18 protein-coding genes and 1 riboswitch are annotated in these 23864 nt (G+C 59.8%); of the genes, 3 read left to right on the top strand and 15 right to left on the bottom strand.

Annotated features, from left to right (window positions below; all coding sequences use genetic code 11):
• Positions 1 to 17: 17 nt before the first annotated feature.
• From apaG to lptD, 5 genes are read right to left on the bottom strand one after another with little or no spacing between them, the layout of a single operon-like run.
• Positions 18 to 395 (bottom strand): Co2+/Mg2+ efflux protein ApaG, encoded by a 378-nt coding sequence (gene apaG, locus F3J41_RS11895; RefSeq protein ID WP_021507588.1) that lies wholly within the window; start codon positions 393 to 395, stop codon positions 18 to 20.
• A gap of 4 nt (positions 396 to 399) precedes the next feature.
• The gene (gene rsmA / locus F3J41_RS11890; RefSeq protein ID WP_021507587.1) at positions 400 to 1224 is read right to left on the bottom strand and encodes a 16S rRNA (adenine(1518)-N(6)/adenine(1519)-N(6))-dimethyltransferase RsmA; all 825 of its coding nucleotides are present in this window, start codon (positions 1222 to 1224) and stop codon (positions 400 to 402) included.
• Positions 1217 to 2209, bottom strand: a complete 993-nt coding sequence (gene pdxA, locus F3J41_RS11885; protein WP_059010320.1) for a 4-hydroxythreonine-4-phosphate dehydrogenase PdxA — start codon at positions 2207 to 2209, stop codon at positions 1217 to 1219. The genes rsmA and pdxA overlap by 8 nt, the downstream gene beginning before the upstream one ends.
• Positions 2199 to 3494 carry a peptidylprolyl isomerase SurA gene (surA, locus tag F3J41_RS11880; RefSeq protein ID WP_031279707.1) on the bottom strand — a complete coding sequence of 432 codons (1296 nt, stop codon included), beginning with the start codon at positions 3492 to 3494 and terminating at the stop codon, positions 2199 to 2201. Before surA ends, pdxA begins: the two co-directional genes overlap by 11 nt.
• Before the next feature lie 54 nt (positions 3495 to 3548).
• The gene (gene lptD / locus F3J41_RS11875) at positions 3549 to 5942 is read right to left on the bottom strand and encodes an LPS assembly protein LptD (protein WP_236569440.1); all 2394 of its coding nucleotides are present in this window, start codon (positions 5940 to 5942) and stop codon (positions 3549 to 3551) included.
• A gap of 182 nt (positions 5943 to 6124) precedes the next feature.
• Between lptD and djlA the strand changes: the two genes are divergently transcribed.
• Positions 6125 to 6937 (top strand): co-chaperone DjlA, encoded by an 813-nt coding sequence (gene djlA / locus F3J41_RS11870; RefSeq protein WP_021312869.1) that lies wholly within the window; start codon positions 6125 to 6127, stop codon positions 6935 to 6937.
• A gap of 14 nt (positions 6938 to 6951) precedes the next feature.
• Here the strand turns inward: djlA and rluA are convergent, their stop codons facing one another.
• From rluA to polB, 3 genes are all read right to left on the bottom strand, one after another.
• Positions 6952 to 7611: a bifunctional tRNA pseudouridine(32) synthase/23S rRNA pseudouridine(746) synthase RluA gene (rluA, locus tag F3J41_RS11865; RefSeq protein ID WP_166711236.1), complete on the bottom strand. Its 660-nt coding sequence runs from the start codon at positions 7609 to 7611 to the stop codon at positions 6952 to 6954.
• 21 nt (positions 7612 to 7632) lie between these two features.
• Positions 7633 to 10539 (bottom strand): RNA polymerase-associated protein RapA, encoded by a 2907-nt coding sequence (gene rapA / locus F3J41_RS11860; RefSeq protein WP_166711234.1) that lies wholly within the window; start codon positions 10537 to 10539, stop codon positions 7633 to 7635.
• A gap of 151 nt (positions 10540 to 10690) precedes the next feature.
• Positions 10691 to 13051 (bottom strand): DNA polymerase II, encoded by a 2361-nt coding sequence (gene polB, locus F3J41_RS11855; RefSeq protein ID WP_166711232.1) that lies wholly within the window; start codon positions 13049 to 13051, stop codon positions 10691 to 10693.
• Between the two features lie 168 nt (positions 13052 to 13219).
• On the opposite strand from polB, the gene F3J41_RS11850 reads away from it, so the two are divergent.
• Complete coding sequence (locus F3J41_RS11850; protein ID WP_021507580.1) at positions 13220 to 13984, top strand: DedA family protein; 765 nt, start codon at positions 13220 to 13222, stop codon at positions 13982 to 13984.
• Here the strand turns inward: F3J41_RS11850 and thiQ are convergent.
• The 4 genes from thiQ to sgrR all read right to left on the bottom strand — a co-directional run bounded on the left by thiQ (position 13981) and on the right by sgrR (position 19110).
• Entirely contained in the window at positions 13981 to 14682 is a 702-nt protein-coding gene (gene thiQ / locus F3J41_RS11845) for a thiamine ABC transporter ATP-binding protein ThiQ (RefSeq protein ID WP_125308886.1), read from the bottom strand. The genes F3J41_RS11850 and thiQ overlap by 4 nt on opposite strands.
• Positions 14666 to 16276 carry a thiamine/thiamine pyrophosphate ABC transporter permease ThiP gene (gene thiP, locus F3J41_RS11840; RefSeq protein WP_072208523.1) on the bottom strand — a complete coding sequence of 537 codons (1611 nt, stop codon included), beginning with the start codon at positions 16274 to 16276 and terminating at the stop codon, positions 14666 to 14668. Before thiP ends, thiQ begins: the two co-directional genes overlap by 17 nt.
• A complete protein-coding gene (thiB, locus tag F3J41_RS11835) occupies positions 16252 to 17238 on the bottom strand; it encodes a thiamine ABC transporter substrate binding subunit (protein WP_166711230.1) in 987 nt (328 codons plus the stop codon). The genes thiP and thiB overlap by 25 nt, the downstream gene beginning before the upstream one ends.
• Before the next feature lie 46 nt (positions 17239 to 17284).
• A riboswitch (TPP riboswitch) is annotated at positions 17285 to 17378 on the bottom strand.
• 70 nt (positions 17379 to 17448) lie between these two features.
• Entirely contained in the window at positions 17449 to 19110 is a 1662-nt protein-coding gene (gene sgrR / locus F3J41_RS11830) for an HTH-type transcriptional regulator SgrR (RefSeq protein WP_058770626.1), read from the bottom strand.
• Positions 19111 to 19364: 254 nt separating this feature from the next.
• Between sgrR and F3J41_RS11825 the strand changes: the two genes are divergently transcribed.
• Entirely contained in the window at positions 19365 to 20546 is a 1182-nt protein-coding gene (locus F3J41_RS11825) for an MFS transporter (RefSeq protein WP_021507575.1), read from the top strand.
• Positions 20547 to 20750: 204 nt separating this feature from the next.
• Here F3J41_RS11825 and leuD read toward each other — a convergent pair whose 3' ends face one another.
• From leuD to leuB, 3 genes are read right to left on the bottom strand one after another with little or no spacing between them, the layout of a single operon-like run.
• Complete coding sequence (leuD, locus tag F3J41_RS11820) at positions 20751 to 21356, bottom strand: 3-isopropylmalate dehydratase small subunit (protein ID WP_058759635.1); 606 nt, start codon at positions 21354 to 21356, stop codon at positions 20751 to 20753.
• Between the two features lie 3 nt (positions 21357 to 21359).
• The gene (leuC, locus tag F3J41_RS11815; protein ID WP_058759634.1) at positions 21360 to 22766 is read right to left on the bottom strand and encodes a 3-isopropylmalate dehydratase large subunit; all 1407 of its coding nucleotides are present in this window, start codon (positions 22764 to 22766) and stop codon (positions 21360 to 21362) included.
• Between the two features lie 4 nt (positions 22767 to 22770).
• Positions 22771 to 23862 (bottom strand): 3-isopropylmalate dehydrogenase, encoded by a 1092-nt coding sequence (gene leuB, locus F3J41_RS11810; RefSeq protein ID WP_058759633.1) that lies wholly within the window; start codon positions 23860 to 23862, stop codon positions 22771 to 22773.
• Positions 23863 to 23864: the final 2 nt, after the last annotated feature.

Here is a 23864-nt window from a genome sequence, read left to right as displayed (position 1 = left end):
GCCGGGCGGAGGAGGAATTAGTGAATGTGGGTTTGCACCGCGAGGCGGAACACCGGAATCTCCACGTGGAAGGTCTCGCCCTCTTCGTCGATCATCACATAGTGTCCCTGCATGGTGCCCATCGGCGTTTCCAGAACCGCACCGCTGGTGTACTGAAACTCATTGCCGGGCGCGATATGCGGCTGCTCACCGACCACGCCTTCACCCTGCACTTCGGTCTCGCGCCCGTTGCCATTGGTGATCAGCCAATAGCGGCTGCGCAGCTGCACGCTGTTGCGCCCGAGATTACGAATAGTGATGGTGTAGGCGAACACGTAGCGATCCTCATCGGGAGAGGATTGCGATTCCACATACTGACTCAGTACCTGAACACAAACGCGGGCCAGTTCACTCATGCACTCAGTTCTCCGCAGATTCAGCCTGATGATTGCCCAGCCAGTTTGCCAGCTGGCAATACTGCGCCACGGTGACATTTTCTGCCCGCAGCGAGGCGTCGATGTTGAGTTCATCCAGCGCACCGGCCGTGAACAGGTGTCCCAGGCTGTTACGCAGGGTTTTGCGTCGCTGACCAAACGCTTCGGTGGTGATACGGCTCAGTAAACGCACATCGCTGACCGGATACGGTGGCTGGGTAAAGGGCACCAGACGCACTACCGCCGAATCCACTTTCGGTGGCGGGGTGAACGATTGTGGTGGCACTTCCAGCACCGGAATCACCTGACAATAGTATTGCGCCATCACGCTGAGACGCCCGTAAGCTTTGCTGCCCGGGCCGGCTACCAGACGGTTAACCACCTCTTTCTGCAGCATGAAGTGCATATCTTTAATCGAACCAGTATAGCTGAAAAGGTGGAACATCAGCGGCGTCGAGATGTTGTACGGCAGGTTGCCAAACACGCGCAGCGGCTGACCCTGCTCCTTCGACAGCGCGGAGAAGTCGAAGGTCATCGCATCCTGCTGATAAATCGTCAGCTTAGGACCGAGGAACGGGTGCGTCTGCAAACGCGCGGCAAGGTCGCGGTCCAGCTCGACGACAGTCAGCGCATCAAGACGCTCGCCCACCGGCTCGGTTAACGCACCCAGCCCTGGGCCAATCTCCACCATGGCTTCACCCTTTTGCGGATGAATAGCGGAGACGATGCTGTCGATAATGTACTGATCGTTCAGGAAGTTCTGCCCGAAACGTTTACGGGCGTAGTGCCCCTGATGGACGCGATTATTCATTACTGCTCTTGATCATAGTGATGGCGAGGTTAAGCGCCGTAATAAAGCTGCCCGGCTCTGCGCTGCCCAGACCGGCGAGTTCCAGCGCGGTGCCGTGGTCAACAGAGGTACGGATAAATGGCAGGCCGAGGGTGATATTCACCGCGCGACCAAATCCCTGAAATTTTAGTACCGGCAGGCCCTGGTCATGATACATCGCCAGCACCGCATCAGCGTGCTGCAGATATTTCGGCTGAAACAGCGTATCGGCCGGTAACGGACCGGTGAGCTGCAGGCCCTGCTGGCGCAGTTCGTCGAGCGCCGGGATGATGGTATCGATCTCTTCCCGGCCCATATGACCGCTTTCGCCAGCATGCGGGTTGAGCCCGCAGACAAAGATATGCGGCTGCGGAATGCCAAACTTACGCTGCAAATCCTGATGCAGGATGGTGATCACTTCATGCAGGCTGTCACGGGTGATGGCGTCCGCGACATCTTTCAGCGGCAGATGCGTGGTGGCCAGCGCCACGCGCAACGCTTCGGTCGCCAGCATCATCACCACGCGATCGCCACCGGCGCGCTCAGCAAAGAACTCGGTGTGGCCGGTGAAGGGGATGCCGGCGTCATTGATCACGCCTTTGTGCACCGGACCGGTCACCAGCGCGGCAAACTCGCCGCTGAGGCAGCCGTCGCAGGCGCGGGCCAGCGTCTCCAGTACGTAATGACCGTTGGCGACCGTCAGTTCGCCGGCGGTCACCGGCTGCGCCGTCGCGATGGGCAGCAGCGTCAGCGTACCGGCCTGCTGCGGCTGTGGTGCCACGCCGGGCTGATAGTCACGCAGCGTCAGCGGCAAACCCAGTTGAGCCGCGCGCTGGCGCAGCACGTCGCCGTCTGCGCACACCACCAGCTCAACCGGCCAGTCACGCTGAGCCAGCGCAACGGCGAGATCGGGACCAATCCCGGCGGGTTCGCCGGGCGTGATCGCCACACGATAATTACTGACCATTGCCATCCAGAATCTTCACGTAAGCACTGGCGCGCTGTTCCTGCATCCAGGTTTGCGCTTCTTCGGCAAACTTACGGTTGAACAGCAGACGGTAAGCGCGCTCTTTCTGCGCGGCATCGGTTTTATCCACCTGACGGGTATCCAGCAGCTGAATCAGGTGCCAGCCGAAGGAGGAGTGCACCGGCGCGCTGACCTGGCCTTTCTGCAGCTTCAGCAGCGCATCACGGAACGCCGGATCGTAGATTTCCGGTGACGCCCAGCCGAGGTCGCCGCCCTGGTTCGCTGAACCCGGATCGTCGGAGAACTGTTTCGCGGCAGCGGCGAAGGTGGTTTTGCCACTCTTGATGTCTGCGGCAATCTGTTCAATCTTCTGACGTGCCTGATCGTCGGTAAGGATCGGTGACGGCTTCAGCAGAATGTGGCGGGCATGCACTTCGGTGACCGAAATGTTTTTGCTCTCACCGCGCAGGTCGTTCACTTTCAGGATATGGAAGCCAACGCCGGAGCGGATCGGGCCGACGATGTCGCCTTTCTTCGCGCTGCTCAGCGCCTGCGAGAACAGCGTTGGCAGCTCTTCAATTTTGCCCCAGCCCATGTTGCCGCCTTTCAGCGCCTGCGGATCGGCAGAGTAGGTCACGGCCAGTTTACCGAAATCGGCACCGCCTTTCAGTTCACCCACCAGCTGACGCGCCAGCGCTTCCTGGTCGTCAACCTGCTGCTGAGTTGGATTTTCCGGCAGCGGCAGCAGAATCTGACTGATGTTAAGTTCGGTGCCCTGGGTATTCTGCGAGCCAATCTGCTTAGCCAGCGTATCCACTTCCTGCGGCAGAATGGTGACGCGACGGCGCACTTCATTGTTACGCACTTCAGAGATCAGCATTTCTTTGCGGATCTGCGCGCGATAATCGTTGTAGTTCATCCCGTCATAGGCCAGACGGCTGCGCAGCTGATCAACGCTCATGCGGTTCTGCGCGGCGATGTTCTGGATCGCCTGATCCAGTTGCTGATCGCTCACCTGCAGACCGGCTTTTTCGCCCATCTGCAGAATGATGGCGTCCATGACCTGGCGTTCAAGGATCTGATGACGCAGGGTTTTGTCATCCGGCAGCTGCTGACCAGCCTGCTGCGCCTGTGACTTCACCGTGCGCAGCATGTTGTCTACGTCACTTTCCAGCACCACGCCGTTGTTCACGACTGCGGCAACTTTATCGACCATCTGTGGGGCTGCGAACGCAGTGTTAGCGGTGATCGCCACACCAAGAATCAGCATTCTCCAGTTCTTCATACTTTATCCATTGTTGTTTCCGCACTGCGGGATAGCCTGTCAAATATCACAACATCAGAAAGCGCGCTGATAAGGGATGATGCCCTGACGCAGCATTTCATTGGTGCCTAAGCCATAGTTAGAACTCAGACCACGCAGCTCAATGTTGAATGAGATTTGGTTGTCATACTTGCTGTCGTTGTTTTCCCAACCGTTGATCTTGCGTTCGTAACCCAGACGAATGGCGTAGCAGCAGGAGCTGTACTGCAGACCGACTAACTGCTCGGCCGGACGGCTGTTGCGGGTGTCATAGTAGTAACCCCCCACCAGCGACCAGGCATCGGCAATCGGCCAGCTGGCCGTGGCACCCACCTGCGAGATACCGTTTTTGTAGATCTTCTGGTAGCTAGGGTTGTCAATCAAACCAGAATCACTCAACGCCTGCGCCACATACTCCGGGCTACTGTAGCGATAGCTCAGCTGCACCATACGGTCGGCATCACGACGGTATTCCACAATGGCATTGCCCTGGGAAACGTTGTCCAGCCGCGTATCGTATTGCAGGCCGCCGCGCACGCCCCAGCGATCGCTGACTTTCCAGTAAGTATCTCCCGCCCACACCAGGCTACCGGTATCATCTTCTTTATTCGTCTGGTTTACGCCGGTACGAGACGGGGTAAACGAGTAGATTTGACCCACGGAAACGTTAAAACGTTCAACCAGATCGTTATCATAAATACGCGTGGTCACGCCGGTCGCCACTTCGTTAGACGAAGCGATACGATCGAGGCCGCTGTAGGTGCGATCGCGGAACAGGCCGGTGTAGTCGGTCTGCAGCAGCGTGGAGTCGTACGGATAGATGTTGCTCTGGTCGCGATACGGGATATACAGGTACTGCACGCGCGGTTCCAGCGTCTGGGTGTAGCCTTCGGCCCAGTCCATATTGCGGTCAAATACCAGGCGACCATCAACTTTAAATTGAGGAAGAGTGCGGTTTACCGAATCATCAAGTCGTCCGCTTATTCCGTTAGGATTGGCGTCCCAACGGGTGTTATAGCGGTCGATATTGTCTTGCTGATAATGTGTTGCGAGCAGTTTTGCTTCTGTATCCAGACTCGCCCAGCCATTTGATATAGGCAGGTTCAATGTTGGCTCGATGTGTAGACGAGTCGCTTCTGGCATATCGTTACTAACACTGGTGAATTTCACGGCTTGTGCATAGATTCTGCCGTCAAATGGCCCAATATCGTTTTGGTAGAGATTGACGTCCAGCTGTGGCATTGCACGATAGACGTTGCTGCCACTGGTGCTTCCGAATACCTGGAAATCTTTCGTTGAAAGCGTCGCATCCCAGTTGGTATCAGCGTAGCCTACGCTGAATTTCTGCGTGGCGTAGCCGTCAGTCGAGCTGTAGTACTTCGAATCAAGATCGTTGAAGTAATAAGGATCGCTGACTTTGGTGTAGTCGGCGTTGAAGCGCCAGTGCTGATCGTAGACGCCGGAGTGACGCCAGTAGAACAGCCAGCGGTCGTCGTTGCTGTCGTTCTGCACCGATGGTCGCGCGGCTTTGTCTTTGTTGTACTGATTGTCAGACGGCAGATAGTCCAGCTCTAACAGGCCGGCACCAAACTGCGTCAGGTAGCGGAACTCGTTCTGCAACTGCAGACCGCGCTTACTCATGTAGTGCGGCGTAATAGTGGCATCGGCCTGAGGCGCGATGTTCCAGTAGTACGGCAGCATGAATTCGAAGCCGTTGTTGCTGCCGTATTTCGCGTTGGGGATCAGGAAGCCGGAGCGGCGGCGGTCGCCAATCGGCAGCTGCAGATACGGGCTGTAAAACACCGGCACGTTGCCGAGCTTGAAGCGCGCATTCCAGATCTCCGCCACTTCTTCTTCTCGGTCCTGAATCACTTCCGAACCGACCACGCTCCAGCTGTTGGAACCCGGCAGACAGGAGGTAAAGCTGCCGTTTTCCAGAATGGTATAGCGGTTATTACCGCGCAGTTTCATCTGGTCAGCATCACCGCGACCCTGACGGCCGACCATCTGATAATTACCGTTCCACACGTTGGTGTCTTTGGTGTTCAGATTGGACCAGGCTTTCGGACCTTTCAGGATGACCTGGTTGTCGTCATAGTGCACATTACCCAGCGCATCGACGGTACGCACCGGCGTCGTTTGTCCGTCCTGCTGACGCTGATGCAGCTGCATCTCGTCGGCAACCAGGCGGCTGTTCCCCTGCTGCACATCAACATTACCGGTGAACACCGCGTCGTTCGGATAGTTCCCTTTTGCTGAGTCAGAGTTGATGGTTACCGGCAGCGAATTCGCGTCGCCACTGACCAGCGGACGGTTGTAGCTCGGCACGCCCAGCATACACTGCGACATCAGATCGTCGGCCAGTGCATGCTGACTATAAAGCGCTGCACCAATCATGGTAGCCAGCAGGGTAGGTATACGTTTTTTCATACGCGGTTTCGATAATTCCATGAAAACTGGCATCATGCCGACAATCCGGACAGAGACTAACGTACCGCCCGGCGTTGCGCCAGTGTTAATCCTGCTCTGCCTGCGTTGCCGTTAGGCGCGGAGATAAATGACAGGTATGATAATGCAATTTTCAGCCGCAAGCATGGCGAATTGAGGAGTTTATGCGCTACTGGGGAAAAGTTATTGGTCTGGCTCTCGGCTTACTTTCCGGAGCAGGCTTTTGGGGCATCGTACTGGGTCTGATCATTGGTCATCTGTTTGACAAAGTGCGCAGCGTAAAAGGACAGGGCTACTTCGCCAATAATCAGGCGCGTCAGACGCTGTTCTTCAGCACCACGTTCCAGGTGATGGGCCATCTGACCAAGTCAAAAGGGCGCGTCACCGAAGCGGATATCCAGATTGCCTCTTTATTTATGGATCGTATGCAACTGCATGGCGAGGCGCGCACCGCGGCACAGCGTGCGTTCCGTGAAGGTAAGCAGAGCGAATATCCGTTACGTAACAAACTGCGCGAGCTGCGCAGCGCCTGCTTTGGCCGTTTCGACCTGATTCGGATGTTTCTGGAAATTCAAATCCAGGCGGCGTTTGCTGATGGTTCGCTGCATCCCAACGAGCGTCAGGTGCTATACGTCATCGCGGAAGAGCTGGGGATTTCCCGCGCGCAGTTCGATCAGTTCCTGCGCATGATGGAGGGCGGTCAGCAGTTTGGTGGCGGTTCGTCATACGGCGGCGGCGCTTATCAGCAGGCGAAACGTGGCCCTACGCTGGAAGATGCCTGCAGCGTGCTGGGGGTGAAAAGCAGCGACGACAGCACCACCATTAAGCGCGCCTACCGCAAGCTGATGGCCGAGCACCATCCGGATAAGCTGGTGGCGAAAGGTCTGCCGCCGGAGATGATGGAGATGGCGAAGCAGAAAGCGCAGGAAATTCAGGCCGCGTACGACCTGATTCGCAAAGAGAAGGGCTTTAAATAAGGGGCGGCGGCCCCTTAAAAATCAGCCGGCTGGCGAAACGTCATGCTGTTGCCAAACGCCGGATGGGTAATGGTCAGCGATTCGGCGTGCAGCTGCAGGCGTGGCGCCATGGCTAACGCCTCGGGATGGGCATAGAAGCGATCGCCGAGAATCGGATGCCCCAGCGCCAGCAGATGCACGCGCAACTGGTGGGAACGGCCGGTGATCGGCTTCAGCTGCACCCGCGCGCTGTTATCGGCGTCATACGCCAGCACCTGATACTCCGTCTGCGCCGGCTTACCCAGCTCCACACTCACCATCTGCTTCGGCCGGTTAGGCCAGTCGCAAATCAGCGGCAGATCGATCATGCCCTTTTCCGCCGCCGGATGTCCCCAGACGCGCGCCACGTACTGCTTAGCGGGCTCGCGCTCGCGAAACTGCCGCTTCAGCTCGCGCTCAGCCGCCTTGGTCAGCGCCACCACAATCACACCGCTGGTGGCCATATCGAGCCGGTGCACCGACTCCGCCTGCGGAAAATCACGCTGGATGCGCGTCATCACGCTGTCCTTGTGCTCCTCAAGGCGGCCAGGCACCGACAGCAAACCGCTCGGCTTGTTAACCACCATGATGTGCTCGTCCTGATACAGAATATGCAGCCAGGGGTCGAGCGGCGGATTGTAGAGTTCCATCAGCATGATTGAGCGCGGCCTCAGCGATTATTGGTGTGTCACAACGATCAGACGCAGCGCATCCAGCCGCCAGCTGGCTTCACCTAGGCTGGCCAGCACCTGCTCGCGGTTGCTCTCCAGCGCATCAACCTCATCATCACGGATGTTGGGGTTGACCGCTTTCAGCGCTTCGAGGCGCGACAGCTCGGCGCTCAGTTTCTCATCGGCTTCAGCTTTGGCCGCCGCAATCAGCGCCTGCGCTTCCGGCACGATGACTTTTTCCGCCTGCGTCAGGATGTGATGCACATCCTGCTGCACCGCGTTCACCAGCTTGCTGCCGGTATGGCGATTGACTGCGTTGAGCTGACGGTTAAAGCTTTCGAACTCCACCTTACCGGCGAGGTTATTTCCGGCGCGATCCATCAGCAGGCGGACCGGCGTGGGCGGCAGGAAGCGGGTAAGCTGCAGGTGCTTCGGCGCCTGTGCTTCGACCACATAGATCATCTCTACCAGCAGCGTGCCGACCGGCAGCGCCTTGTTCTTCAGCAGCGACAGCGCACAGCTGCCGGTGTCGCCGGAGAGAATCAGGTCGAGGCCGTTGCGAATCAGCGGATGTTCCCAGGTAATGAACTGGGTATCTTCGCGTGACAGCGCCTGGTTACGGTTAAAGGTTACGGTGCAGCCATCTTCCGGCAGGCCGGGGAAATCCGGCACCAGCATGTGGTCAGAAGGCGTCAGGACGATCAGGTTATCGCTGCGATCTTCCTGGTTGATACCGACGATATCAAACAGGTTGAGCGCAAAGTTCACCAGCTCGGTGTCGTTATCCTGCTCGCCGATGGCATCAGCCAGCGCCTGCGCGGCTTCGCCGCCGTTCGAGTTCAGCTCCAGCAGACGGTCGCGCCCCTGCTCCAGTTGCGCCTTCAGGGTGTCATGCTGTTTGCGGCTCTGGGCGATAAAGTCGTCCAGCCCCTGCGGGTTGTCCGGCGCGGCCAGATACTCAATCAACTGCGGGTAGGCGCTGTCGTAGATGGTGCGGCCGGTCGGGCAGGTGTGCTCAAACGCGTCCAGCCCTTCGTGGTACCAGCGCAGCAGCACTGCCTGGGCGGTTTTCTCCAGCCACGGCACCAGAATCTGGATGTCATGCAGCTGGCCGATACGATCGAGACGGCCGATACGCTGCTCGAGCAGATCCGGGTTAAACGGTAAATCGAACATCACCAGCCGGCTGGCGAACTGGAAGTTACGCCCTTCCGAGCCGATCTCCGAACACAGCAGCACCTGGGCGCCATCTTCCTGCGAAGCGAAGAAGGCGGCCGCGCGGTCGCGTTCGATAATTGATAGCCCCTCATGGAACACCGCGGCGCGGATGCCTTCGCGCTCGCGCAGCACCTGCTCCAGCTGCAGCGCAGTGGCGGCTTTGGCGCAAATCACCAGCACTTTCTCTTTACGGTTGCTGGTGAGGTAGCCCATCAGCCACTCAACGCGCGGGTCGAAGTTCCACCAGGTGCCGCTGTCGCCTTCAAATTCCTGATAAATCTGCTCGGGATACAGCATGTCGCGCGCGCGCTCTTCCGCCGTTTTGCGCGCCGCCATGATGCCGGAGACTTTAATCGCCGTCTGATACTGCGCCGGCAGCGGCAGGCGAATCTGATGCAGTTCGCGTTTCGGGAAGCCCTTCACACCGTTACGCGTGTTACGGAACAGCACGCGGCTGGTACCGTGGCGATCCATCAGCATCGAAATCAGCTCTTTACGCGCGTCGTCTTTGCCGTCGCGATCGCTGTTCGCCACCTGCAGCAGCGGCTCAATATCCTGCTCGCCGACCAGGTCGTTGATCAGGTTCATCTCCTCTTTGCTGATGGCGTGATCGGCCAGCAGCGTACTGACGGCGTCTGCCACCGGGCGATAGTGCTGCTGCTCGGCCACGAACTGCGCGAAATCGTGGAAACGATTCGGGTCCAGCAGACGCAGACGGGCAAAGTGGCTCTCCATGCCGAGCTGTTCCGGCGTCGCGGTCAGCAGCAGCACGCCGGCGGTCTTTTCCGCCAGCTGTTCGATAACCTGATATTCGCGGCTCGGCGCGGCTTCGCTCCACGCCAGATGGTGCGCTTCGTCGACCACCAGCAGGTCCCAGTCAGCTTCGGCCAGCAGCTCCAGCCGCTGCTTATTGCGGCGGACAAAATCCAGCGAGCAGATAATCAGCTGCTCGGTATCAAACGGGTTGTCGCTGTCGTGCTGCGCTTCGGTGTAGCGATCGTCGTCAAACAGGGCAAAGCGCAGGTTGAAGCGGCGCAGCATTTCCACCAGCCACTGGTGCTGGAGGGTTTCCGGCACCACGATCAGCACGCGCTCGGCGCGTCCGGCCAGCAGCTGCTGCTGGATAATCATCCCGGCTTCAATGGTTTTACCCAGGCCGACTTCATCGGCCAGCAGCACGCGCGGCGCGTGACGGCGACCGACGTCATGCGCGATGTGCAGCTGATGCGGAATCAGGTTGGTGCGCATGCCGCGCAGGCCGCTAATCGGCAGGCGATACTGTTCGCTCTGGTATTTGCGTGCGCGGAAGCGCAGGGCGAAGCGATCCATGCGGTCCAGCTGGCCGGCAAACAGGCGATCCTGTGGCTTGCTGAACACCAGTTTGCTGTCGAGCATCACTTCGCGCAGCACCACGTTGCTTTCGTCGGTATCAAGACGCGTGCCGATGTAAGTCACTAAATCGTTTTCGTTGCGGACTTCATCAACCTGCATCTGCCAGCCTTCGTGGCTGGTGACGGTATCACCCGGATTAAAAATCACGCGGGTGACCGGAGAATCATTACGGGCATAGAGGCGGTTTTCGCCGGTGGCGGGAAACATCAGTGTGACCATGCGCGTATCCAGCGCCACGACTGTCCCCAGTCCCAGCTCACTTTCCGTATCACTAATCCAGCGTTGACCCAGTGTAAAAACCATATATTTTTTGCTCGATTCTCTAAAAGATAGAAAGACGTTCACCTGCTCTCAGACAATACCCCACCGCCAGACAGTTATCTGGTCAGCTGGTGCACGCGGTGAGAATCAGGAAGGGCGCTATGGTACTGGATGGCAGGGCATTCGTCACCTGTCAAAAAAGCCCCAGTTGCCCGGTGATCAGTGTAGCAAAGTCATCGCCGACAAACGGTAAAATCCCTTCGGCGATCGGCTGCAGCTGCTTGCTGACGTAGTGATCGTAATCCAGCGGCGTGCTGCGCGCTTCCAGCGGCTCCGGCCCGGCGGTGGCCATGACGTAGCGGATCGATCCGCCGTTCTGATACTGCAGCGGACGCTGCAGTTTACGGTTATGTTCATCGGCGAGGCGCGCGGCACGCACGTGGGGCGGCACGTTGCGTTCGTAATCTTTCAGCGGCCGGCGCAGGCGCTTTTTATACACCAGCAGATCGTCCAGCTCGCCGGCCAGCAGTTGTGCCACCGTGTCGCGAATGTAGTCCTGCCAGGGTTCACCGCGGAAGATGCGGCCATACAGCGTCTGCTGGAACTGCTGCGCCAGCGGCGTCCAGTCGGTGCGCACCGATTCCAGCCCCTTAAACACCAGCCGTTCGTCGCCGTCGCGGCGAATCAGTCCGGCATAGCGCTTTTTACTGCCCTGTTCGGCCCCGCGTATGGTTGGCATCAGGAAGCGGCTGAAGTGGGTTTCATACTCCAGCTCCAGCGCGCTGTCGAGACCGTAAGTCTGCTGCAGATGCTGTTGCCACCAGCGATTGACCACCCCGGCCAGCCGCTGGCCGATCGCGGCGGCATCGGCTTCGCTGTGGGCGCTTTTCAGCCAGACAAAAGTGGAATCGGTGTCACCGTAGATCACGTCAAAACCTTCGGCTTCAATCAGCTCACGCGTTTGCTGCATGATGGCGTGACCGCGCAGGGTGATCGACGAGGCGAGGCGCGGATCGAAAAAGCGACAGGCGCTGGTGCCGAGTACGCCATAAAAAGCGTTCATGATGATCTTCAGCGCCTGCGACAGCGGCTGGTTGCCGTCACGTTTGGCGGCCTCGCGCCCCTGCCAGATCTGCCCGACAATCGCCGGTAAACAGTGGGTGCGGCGCGAAAAGCGCGCGTGGCGAAAACCGGGAACCGAATCGGCGTCGTCCGGATGCGCCAGGCCTTCGACCAGCCCGACCGGATCAATCAGAAAGGTGCGGATGATCGACGGATAGAGGCTTTTATAATCCAGCACCAGCACCGAATCATACAGTCCGGGGCGCGAATCCATCACGTAGCCGCCAGGGCTGGCTTCCGGTGCCACTTCGCCGAGATTAGGCGCGACAAAGCCGGCGCGGTGCATTCGTGGAATATACAGGTGGCTGAACGCCGCCACCGATCCGCCGTGGCGATCCACCGCCAGACCATTGACGGTGGCGCGCTCCAGCAAAAACGGCATGATGGCCGTGTGCTGGAAAATACGCGTAACCAGCTCGCAATCCTTCAGGTTGTAGGTGGCCAGCGCCGGTTTGTCGTGGGCAAAGCGCCAGTTGATCTCTTCCATGCGCTGCCACGGATTGTTGATGGCTTTGCCTTCGCCCAGCAGCTCGCGCGACACCGCTTCCAGGCTGAATGAGGCGAAGTCCCAGAACGCCGATTTCAGCGCCTCGATACCGTCAATCACCAGCCGGCCGCTGGCCTGAGCGAAGAACACGCCGGGCTTAAAGCCGTGCTCGCGCCACTCCAGCGGCTGCTGCTGACGGCCAAGACGCAGCGGAATACCGTAGCGGTCGGCATGTTTTTGCAGCACGCGCAGGTCGAACTGCACCACGTTCCAGCCGATGATGACATCGGGATCGTGACGGGCGAACCAGGCGTTAAGCTGCTCCAGCAGCTGTGGCCGGCTGTCGAGGTAGATCAGCTCAAAATCCAGCTGGCTGGTATCACCGTTCGGCGGGCCGAGCATATACACCTGGCGCTGGCCGCAGCCCTCCAGCCCGATGCAGTACAGCTCGCCGTGCTCGGTGGTTTCGATGTCGAGCGACACCCATTTCAGCTGCGGACGGTAATCGGGATGCGGCTTGAGGCGCGCGTTGACGAGGCTGTCGCCGCGCGGCTCGCCGCTGAACCACACCGGTGCCGTGATAAAGCGCTCCATCAGGTAGCGTTCCGGCGGGCGGATATCTGCTTCATACACCGCAATGCCGTTTTCACGCAGGCGTTTTTCGATGCTTTGCAGCTGTCGGTGGCTGCGGCAATAGAGTCCCAGCACCGGTCGGCGACGAAAATCTTTCAGATCCAGCGGTTGCAGGCGCGTATGGCGCTCGTCACGAATCAGCGCTTCGGTTTGCGCCTGGAACTCCCGGGGAATAAACGCCACTGACTCCTGCGCAGGCAGCACCAGGCGCTGTGGGCCCTGGTCGGTGGCCAGCCACAGCACCACTTCGCTGCCGGTCGGGGTATCCCGCCAGTGGCGAGTCAGTAAAAAGCCTGCGCGCGGTTCGGTCACGTTAACTCCGGTGAATGAATTCATTTCAGTATATCATGGATGTTTATACAGTGTACTGCGGTGGTGCCGTCGTCTGCGCGGCGCGGGCGTGCGGCAGCGCGGGGAATTGCTTGACGCTGTGGGGCTGTCTCAGGACAATCCAGCCTCTATATTCCGCAGAGGATAGTTATGGAAGCCTGGATCCAACACCTGTTTACGCAATCGCTGGAGTACGCGCTGATTGCCGTGGCGCTGGTGACCTTTCTTGAGTCGCTGGCGTTTGTCGGCCTGCTGCTGCCGGGCACGGTCTTGATGGCCAGCCTCGGCGCGCTGGTGGGCAGCGGACAAATCGGGCTCTATCCGGCGTGGGCCGCCGGGCTGGCCGGCTGTCTGATTGGCGACTGGGTGTCGTACGGCATTGGCTGGAAATTCCAGGGACCGCTGCACCGCTGGAAATACCTGCAAAAATACAAAGGGCTGCTGGATAAAACCGAGCACGCGCTGCATCAGCACAGCATGTTCACCATCCTCGTGGGGCGCTTTGTCGGACCGACGCGTCCGCTGATTCCGCTGGCGGCCGGCATGCTGGAGCTGCCGGTGCGTAAATTTCTGCCGCCGAACATTATCGGCTGCATCCTGTGGCCGCCGGCTTACCTGATGCCGGGCATTCTGGCTGGCGTGGCGATCGACGTGCCGCAGGCGGCGCAGGGCGACAGCTTCAAATGGCTGCTGCTGGCGGTGGCGCTGCTGCTGTGGATCGGCGGCTGGCTGCTGTGGCGCTGGTGGCGCAGCGGCAAAAGCGTCGACTGGGCCACGCCTTATCTGCCACTGGCGCGGCTGCGCTGGCTGGCTCCGCTGATGGCGCTCATCGGCGTGGGTGCCTTTATTGCGCTGCTGTTCCACCCGATGATGCCGATTTTCCTGCAGCTACTGTGGAAGGTGTTCTTCGCTTAACGCGGTGATACGCCAAGGATGGCGGCCGCCGGGCTTTCTCCGCGCAGCAGGCTGGCGGTGCTGCCATCCCAGTACACCCGACCGTCAACAATCACCAGGCTGCGTGACGCAATCTGCTGCGCATCCTCCAGACTGTGCGACACCATCAGCAGCGTGATAGTGCGCGCCTCGCACACCGCGCGCACCAGCTGTAACATCTCGCTGCGCAGCGCCGGATCGAGTGCCGAAAACGGTTCGTCCAGCAGCAGTACCGGCTGATTGCGCAGCAGGCAGCGCGCCAGCGCCACGCGCTGGCGCTGACCGCCGGAGAGCTGGCCGGGCAGACGCGTCAGCATCGATTCCAGCCCGGTTTGCTCCGCAATCTGCTGTACCTGCTGCTGCTGTTGGCGCGTCAGCTTCAGGCCGGGATGCAGGCCCAGCCCCAGATTTTGCTGCACCGTCAGGTGCGGAAACAGATTGTTCTCCTGAAACAGCATCGATACCGGTCGCGCGGAAGGCACGCTGCGGGTGTGGTCGACGCCATCGATCAGCAGGCTGCCCTGACTCACCGGCAGAAAGCCGCCGAGCAGGCTCAGCAGGGTACTTTTGCCCGCGCCGCTCGGGCCGAGAATGGCGAGACGTTCACCAGCCTGTGCGCTAAAGCTGAAGCGCATCGGCAGATGCTGGTAGAGATAAGTAAGGTTATTCAGTGTCAGCATGGCGACCCGGTAATTTTTCCATCAGCGTAAACAGCAGCAGGCATAACAGCAGCAGTAGCAGCGCGGTTACCGCGCCATCGGCACCGCGATAGGCGCCAATCTGCTGGAACAGATAAAACGGCAGGGTGCGGAAATCGGCGCTGCCAAACAGCGCCACCACGCCGAAATCGCCAATCGATAGCACGCATGCAAAGGCCAGCGCCTGCGCCAGCGGACGTTTCAGCGCCCGCAGTTCAATCAGCCGCAGGCGAGTAAACCCACTGATGCCCAGCGAGGCGCACAGCTGAGCGTAGCGCGCGCTGAGATCGCGCATCGGATTTTCCAGCACTTTCATGGCGTAGGGGATGGCGATCAGCGCGTTGGTGAAGATCACCAGCGCATCGGCACGCTGCGGCAGGCCAACGGTGGCGTTGAATAGCAGAAAGAACCCGCTCGCCAGCACGATGCCCGGCATCGCCAGAATCAGCATTCCGCTGAGTTCCATGGCCTGCGCGGCGAAGCGCTGCTGACGCTGGCGCAGTTCGCGACTGCTCCACAGCAGCATCATGGTCAGCAGCACGCACAGCACACCGGCACCGAGTGCGATGCGCAGCGACGTCCACGTGGCCTGCCACAGCGCGGGCTGTTGCAGCGCGCCGGCAATGCCGCCGCGTAAGCCGTCGACCAGCACCGCCGCCAGCGGTGGCAGCAGTAACAGCAGCGCCAGCGTAATCAGCAGCGTATCCGCGACGCGTGCGCGCCAGGAATCCTGCGGATCGCGCCAGCCGCGCACCGTCTGGCTACCGGCCGGAATCGCTTTACTGAAGCGCTGGCTGAGCAGCACCAGCAGCAGACAGCAGCCGAGCTGCAACAGTGCCAGCAGCGCGGCGCGGCCGGGATCGTAATCAAAGCTAAGCGCCTGATAAATGGCCAGCTCCAGCGTGGTGGCCTGCGGACCGCCGCCCAGTGCCAGCACGGTGGCAAAACTGGCGAAGCACAGCATAAAGATCAGCGCCGCCGTTGGCAGCAGCGGACGGCGCAGCCACGGCCACTCCAGCAGGCGAAACAGCGACCAGCCGCGCAGACCGAGCTGCGCCGCCAGCTGGCGCTGCTCGCCGGGAATGCTCTCCAGTGCCTGCAGCAGCATGCGCGTCGCAAGCGGCAGATTAAAGAACACGTGCGCCAGCAAAATGCCCTGCAGGCCGTAAGGCGAGAAGTGATAGTCGATACCGACGGCAGCGCACAGCTGCGCCAGCCAGCCGCTGCGCCCGTAGACGCTCAGCAGACCGAATACGGCGACCAGCACCGGCAGCACCAGCGTCATGGCGCACAGGCGCAGCAGCAGGGTACGACCGGTAAAACGGCGGCGATAGAGCGCGCGGGCCAGCAGAATGGCCGGCAGCACCGAAAGCAGCGCTGACAGCAGCGCCTGCTCAAAGGAGAACGCCAGCACATGGTGCAGATAGCTATCGCTGAGCAGCGCGCGCCAGTCGGTGGCCGGCGCGGCGAGCAGCAGGGCACCGAGCGCCAGCAGCGCGACCGCACACAATAGCAGTGCGCTAAGCGCTCCAGGCAGCAGCCAGCCGGGCATCAGCGGCTGACGGCGCGCTGCCACGCGCTAATCCACGCCGCGCGATGGTCAGCCACCTCTGTCGGGGTGTATTGCAGCGCATTCGCGGGCACCGGTAACGCCTGATAACCGGCGGGTAAATCGCTTTTGATCACCGGATACATCCAGTTGCCGGTGGGAATGGTGCTCTGAAACGCTGGCGACACCATAAACTGCATGAATTGCTGCGCCAGCTGCGGCTGTTTGCTGTTGGCGAGCTGCGCGCCCACTTCTACCTGCAGATAGTGGCCTTCGCTGAACGGCGCGGCGGCGTAGTTATCCTTTTTCTCTTCAATAATGTGGTAAGCCGGCGAGGTGGTGTAGCTCAGCACCAGATCGCTTTCGCCTTTGAGGAACAGACCATAAGCTTCGCTCCAGCCTTTGGTGACGGTCACGGTTTTGCTGGCCAGCTTCTGCCAGGCCGCTGGCGCGTCATCGCCGTACACTTTCTGCATCCACAGCAGCAGACCGAGCCCCGGCGTGCTGGTGCGCGGGTCTTCATAAATCACCCGCCATTTTTCCGGGCTTTCGACCAGCTCCTTCAGGCTGTGCGGCGGATTCTTCAGCTTGTTTTTGTCGTAAACGAACGCAAAGTAGCCGTAATCAAACGGGATAAAAGTGTCATTGTGCCAGCCGTCCGGCAGTTGTAGCCCGCGGGTATCCACCGTACTTTTGCTGAACAGGCCGGTTTTTTCCGCCGCCTGAATCAGGTTATTGTCCAGCCCCAGCACCACGTCGGCCTTGCTGTTCTTTCCTTCCATGCGCAGGCGATTAAGCAGCGATACGCCATCCTCCAGCGCCACATAGTTCAGCTCACAGCCGCACCGGGCCTCAAAAGCTTTTTTCACTGCCGGACCGGGGCCCCAGTCGGCGGCGAACGAGTCGTAGGTATACACGGTGAGGACGGGTTTGGCCGCCAGAGCCGGCGCAGCGATCAGCAGCAACAGGGGCAGAACTTTATTTAACACTTTGCGTTCCTTAAGGAGAAGGTAAGGTTGCGTCGCAAAGGATCTGAGGGCGGAGCATCTCAAATCCCTACGCCGGTACGAGCCGGATCAGGTTCGACGGGTCTCTCTCAGCCAGTTAACCGGCACCCCGTTGAGAACGACATATTCTAGACATTTACATGACAACGCGAAAGGTTCACCTGCTGGTCGTGTTGTCTCATGCTGCCCTTTTTACAGCTCCGGCGGGGCGAACCAGGCGGACTTGAAGTCAAACCAGCCGAGCGTGTTCAGCCGCACGCCACGCATGCTGCGCTGGCCCTCCAGCAGCAGCCAGTGATGAAACAGCGGATGCAGATAGTCGCTGTTTACCAGCTGTTTGCTCCACTCCGCCAGCGGCAGCGCTTTCTCACGCCAGCGCGCGGCGTCGGCCTGCCAGTCCAGCGGGATACAGTGATGCATCAGCGGTAGCTCGTAGAGCTGAGCGAACAGAGCGTAGTCGAGCGGCAGGGTAAAGTTGACGCTGCCCAGCCAGATGTCACTCTCGCCCGCGCCGTCGAACCAGCTTTCGTAGCTCACTTCGCGGGTAATCAGCTCGACGCCCTGCTGCGCCAGCAGCGGCCGCAGCGCATTGGCGATGCCCTCGTGTTCGACGTGGTGGCTGTACCAGCTGAGCGTCAGCTGGGTCACGCCGTCGGGCTTGTGGGCTGGGGTGATATCGCGCCGATGGTGCCAGCGCGGCAGCAGGCCATAAGCCGGGAACCAGTATCGCTGATAGCCGACGCCGGCATGATTGAGCAGCGCGATAGGGTTAAGCAGATCGCTCACCCAGCGGCGGAAACCGGCATCGCGCCCGCGTTCAGATCGCTGATCGAACAGCAGAAAATAGCAGCCCTCTTCGAGGCGACTCTCTTCCGATTTTTCGTCGTCGTTTTCGCCTTCCAGTTTTACACCGGCGTAGACCAGCTCATCGCTGATCTCCGGCAGCACCCAGATCGAGACATCATCAATCAGCGCGCGGTAGCCGAAGTAGTCATCAAACGCGGCGATTTTTAGCTGGGTTTGCTGATTGCGCACCACGCTGTACGGACCGGTGCCAATGGGCTGACGGGCGAAGTGGCGCAGTGTCGGCCATTCACGCGGCAGAATCATGGCGCTGACGCTGGCCAGCAGCCACGGCAGCCAGCAGTCCGGCTGGCTGAGATGGATATCCAGCGTCCACGGCGCCGGCGAGTGCAGTTGGTCGATATGCGAAAACAGCGGCTGGCTGCGCACCCGTTCCAGCGAGGCGATGACATCCTCCATCTCCAGCTCGCGGCCATGATGAAAGCGGATTGCCGGCCGCAGGAAGAAGCGCCAGTGCAGCGGAGAGGTTTGCTGCCAGTGATGGGCGATGTCGGCGGCGATTTCCCCCTTTTCCTCATTTATACGCGTCAGGCCGCTGAATATCTGACGCGCCAGGTGGGTTTCTGAACGGCGCAGCGGCGAGCCGGGCAGCAGGTTAGGCAAGGGCCGGTAGTAGAGCACGCGCAGAATATGCTTGCCCTGGCGAAAGCTGCGGCCAAGGTGCGCGGCAATCATCTGCCGCACCTGGTTTTTATCGCCCACCAGCTGCACCAGCTGGTCGATGCGATCCTGCTCCAGCAGGTCTTCTGCGCGCTGCTGCTGTAGCGCCAGTCCGGTGTAGCAGAAGCTCAGCAGCGAGCGTTTACCGCGACCGGCTTCAGCCTGCCAGATCAGCCAGCCCGCCGCCTGCATGGCGTTCAGCAGGTTACGCATGTGGCGGCGTGAGCAGTGCAGCAGTTCAGCCAGCTCGCTCAGCGTGGTTTCCTGATCCTGGCCCTGACAGTGTTGCCACAGGCGAATGAATTGCTGTTGCAGACGCGCAGAGGACATAAAAGGGGAACTCCTTCTCGACTTCGCTCAGTTTTTCCTGCCCCATATTAGAGGCATACTGGCGGGCAATGGAAGAGCGGGAGGCATTCAGTAATGAATGGCGCTCTGCCAGCGGTTCCGCCGACGTGGAACCTTTTCTGAGTAGGATGCAATTTCACCGCCAGCGGAGTTTTTCTCTGCTGGCTTTTTTCGTTTTGCTGTGGAATCTTCTACGCTGTTTTTTTCCCGGTCTTTTTCCTCAAAGGGATTTCTGCATGAAATCGCTGTTACCGCGGCCGCGCCGCCTGAATCCGGTTTACCTCTCCTTTATGGCGGTGTCGTTTATGGTCGGCGTGGCGGGGGCGTTACAGGCGCCGACGCTCAGCCTGTTTTTGACGCGTGAGGTGCAGGTGCGGCCGTTCTGGGTCGGCCTGTTCTTTACCATCAACGCCGTCGCCGGGATCGTGATCAGCCTGCTGATGGCGAAGCGTTCGGATAACCGTGGCGATCGCCGTCATCTGATCCTGTTTTGCTGCCTGATGGCGGTGGCCAACGCGCTACTGTTTGCCTTTAACCGTCACTATCTGACGCTCATCACCCTCGGCGTGCTGCTGTCGGCGCTGGCCAGCGTGGCGATTCCGCAGATCTTCGCGCTGGCGCGTGAATATGCCGATCAGTCGGCGCGTGAAGTAGTGATGTTTAGTTCGGTGATGCGCGCGCAGCTGTCGCTGGCGTGGGTGATTGGGCCGCCGCTGTCGTTCGCGCTGGCGCTCAACTACGGCTTCGTCACGCTATTCTGCGTGGCGGCGGTGATTTTTCTGCTGAGTATGCTGCTGATCTGGCGCACGCTGCCCTCGGTGCCGCGCATCGCCGCCACGCCGGAGCAGGTGCTGATGCAGCTCAGCCCGTGGAAAGACAGCCAGGTGCGGCTGCTGTTTATCGCCTCGGTGGTGATGTGGGCGTGTAATACCATGTATATCATTGATATGCCGCTGTATATCAGCGCAACCCTTGGCCTGCCGGAGAAGCTGGCGGGTCTGCTGATGGGCACCGCCGCCGGGCTGGAGATTCCGATCATGCTGCTGGCCGGCCATTACGCGAAGCGCTACGGCAAGCGCAAGCTGATGCTGTTGGCGCTGGTAGCGGCGATTGTGTTTTATCTCGGGCTGGTGCTGTTCCGTTCTCAAACCGCGCTGATGGTGCTGCAGCTATTTAACGCCGCGTTTATCGGCATCATCGCCGGCATAGGTATGCTGTGGTTTCAGGATTTGATGCCGGGCCGTGCCGGTGCGGCGACCACCATGTTCACCACCTCGATTTCAACCGGGTTGATTATCGCCGGCCTGATTCAGGGGATACTGAGTGAGCGCTTTGGCCATGAGTCGGTTTACTGGCTGGCGCTGGTGATGGCGGTGGTGGCGCTGGTGCTGGCGGCGCGGGTGCGCGATGCGCGGTGAGGGCGGTGTGGAGATTGAAGGTCGCCATAAATGGCGACCCTGCGGGGCATTGCGCGTTTCGGGCATGTTTTGCACATTTTTGGTCGCCATAAATGGCGACCCTACAGGGCATTGTGCATTTAAGCAACTTTGGTCGCCATAAATGGCGACCAAATTACTGACGCGTTTGCTGTAGGGTGCGCCTTGCTGCGCACCGGGTAAACCTTAACGCAGAAACGCTGGCTGGCTGGATTCGTAACTGGCGATGGACGCTTCATGCTGCAGCGTCAGGCCAATGCTGTCGAGGCCGTTGATCATGCAGTGACGGCGGAAGCTGTCGATTTCAAAGCTATAAACCTTGTCGCCGGCGGTGACGGTCTGCGCTTCGAGATCGACGGTGAAGCGGATGCCCGGCTGCGCGGCCACCAGCTTAAACATCTCATCGACCTGCTCTTCGCTCAGCTTCACCGGCAGCAGCTGGTTGTTGAAGCTGTTACCGTAGAAGATGTCGGCGAAACTCGGCGCAATCACCACGTGAAAACCGAAGTCGGTCAGCGCCCACGGCGCGTGTTCACGCGAGGAGCCGCAGCCAAAGTTCTCGCGCGCCAGCAGGATGCTGGTGCCTTTGAACTCCGGCTTATTCAGCACGAAGCTGGCGGTAGGCTGGGTGCCGGCGTCATCATCAAAACGCCAGTCGTGGAACAGGTGCGCGCCAAAGCCGGTGCGCGTCACTTTCTGCAAAAACTGCTTCGGGATGATGGCATCGGTGTCGACGTTTGCGGCATCCAGCGGGGCCACAATCCCGGTGTGTTGGGTAAATTTGTTCGCCATGGCTTAAGCTCCCTGAGTCAATTCACGAATGTCGGCAAAACGACCGGTTACCGCCGCCGCAGCAGCCATCGCCGGGCTCACCAGATGGGTGCGACCGCCGCGACCCTGGCGACCTTCAAAGTTACGGTTACTGGTTGAGGCACAGCGCTCGCCCGGATTCAGACGATCATTGTTCATCGCCAGGCACATCGAACAGCCCGGCAGACGCCACTCAAAACCGGCTTCGAGGAAGATTTTGTCCAGGCCTTCGGCTTCAGCCTGCGCTTTCACCGGACCAGAACCTGGCACCACCATCGCAACCACGCCCGGCGCCACTTTGCGGCCTTTGGCGATCGCGGCAGCCGCGCGCAGATCTTCGATACGTGAGTTGGTGCAGGAACCGATAAACACTTTATCGATCGCTACCTCAGTCAGTTTGATGCCCGGCTGCAGATCCATATAGGCCAGCGCTTTCTCGGCGGAAGCACGTTCAACCGGATCGGCAAACGAGGCCGGATTCGGGATGGCCTGATCCACGGCCATCACCTGGCCCGGATTGGTGCCCCAGGTGACCTGCGGCGCGATATCGGCAGCATTCAGCGTCACAACGGCGTCAAACTGCGCATCGCTGTCAGACTTCAGCGTGCGCCAGTAAGCCACTGCCTGCTCCCACTGCTCGCCCTTCGGCGCAAACTGCTTGTCTTTCAGATAGGCAAACGTGGTGTCATCCGGTGCCACCAGTCCCGCTTTGGCGCCCATCTCAATCGCCATGTTGCACAGCGTCATGCGCCCTTCCATGCTCAGCGCTTCAATCGCCGGGCCACAGAATTCAACCACGTGACCGGTGCCGCCGGCGCTGCCGGTTTTACCGATGATCGCCAGTACGATGTCTTTGGCGGTGATGCCCGGCGCAGCTTCGCCCAGCACTTCAATCTTCATGGTTTTCGCCCGGCCCTGTTTCAGGGTCTGGGTGGCGAACACGTGCTCCACTTCGGAGGTGCCGATACCGAACGCCAGGGAACCAAAGGCGCCGTGCGTTGCGGTGTGCGAGTCGCCGCAAACGATGGTCATGCCCGGCAGCGTCATGCCCTGCTCGGGACCGATCACGTGCACAATGCCCTGGAACGGGTGGTTCAGGTCATACAGCTGAATGCCGAACTCAGCACAGTTCTTCATCAGCTCCTGCATCTGGATACGCGCCATTTCACCCGAGGCGTTGATGTCTTTGGTCTGGGTGGAAACGTTGTGATCCATGGTGGCAAAGGTCTTCGACGGCTGGCGCACTTTGCGGCCGTGCGCACGCAGACCGTCAAACGCCTGCGGCGAGGTGACTTCGTGAATCAGGTGACGATCGATATACAGTAACGGCGTTTCGTCTGGCGCTTCGTGAACGACATGTGCATCAAATAACTTCTGGTATAAGCTTTTCATTTTGTTATTTTTCCTCGCTGATGTAACCGGCAATGATGCTGCCCATTTCATCGGTACTCACGGCAGGGCCGTCACCGGCCAAATCACGGGTGCGATGGCCCGCTTCCAGCGCACGGCTTACCGCGCGCTCAATACTATCCGCAGCGGCGTCAGCGTTCAGGCTGAAACGCAGCAGCATCGCCAGCGACAGAATCTGCGCAATCGGGTTAGCGATGTTCTGGCCGGCGATATCCGGTGCGGAACCGCCCGCCGGTTCGAACAGGCCGAATCCCTCTTCATTCAGGCTGGCCGAAGGCAGCATGCCCATCGAGCCGGTAATCATCGCGCACTCGTCCGACAGAATGTCACCAAACAAATTCGAGCAGAGTAAAACGTCAAACTGCGACGGATCCTTAATCAGCTGCATGGTGGCGTTGTCGATGTACATATGGCTTAGCTGCACATCCGGATAATCTTTTGCCACTTCGTTGACGATTTCACGCCACATCACCGAGGTCGCCAGAACGTTAGCTTTATCTACCGAGGTCACTTTGTTACGACGTTTGCGCGCAGCCTCAAAGGCGTTGCGGGCAATACGCTCGATTTCGAAACGGTGATAGACCTCGGTATCAAAAGCGCGTTCATGCGCGCCGCTGCCTTCGCGGCCTTTCGGCTGGCCGAAATAGATGCCACCGGTCAGCTCACGCACGCACAGGATATCGAAGCCGCGGGCGGCGATGTCGCTGCGCAGCGGGCAAAATGCTTCCAGACCTTTATACAGCGCCGCCGGGCGCAGATTGCTGAACAGTTTGAAGTGTTTACGCAGCGGCAGCAGCGCACCGCGCTCAGGCTGGCCAGCCGGCGGCAGGTGTTCCCATTTTGGACCGCCGACCGAGCCGAACAGAATGGCATCGGCCTGCTCAGCACCGGCCACGGTGGCGGCGGGTAAAGGTTCACCGTGACGATCGATGGCGATACCGCCGACATCATATTCGCTAGTGGTGATGCGCATATCGAAGCGTGCGCGAATCGCGTCGAGAACTTTCATGGCCTGCGCCATCACTTCCGGACCGATTCCGTCGCCTGGCATTACCGCAATATGATAAGACTGAGTCATAG

Source organism: Pantoea sp. Ap-870 (assembly GCF_011752515.1).
Taxonomy (GTDB): domain Bacteria; phylum Pseudomonadota; class Gammaproteobacteria; order Enterobacterales; family Enterobacteriaceae; genus Pantoea; species Pantoea dispersa.
The sequence above is the reverse complement of the archived record's forward strand: the minus strand, read 5'-3'. Positions and strand labels throughout refer to the sequence as shown.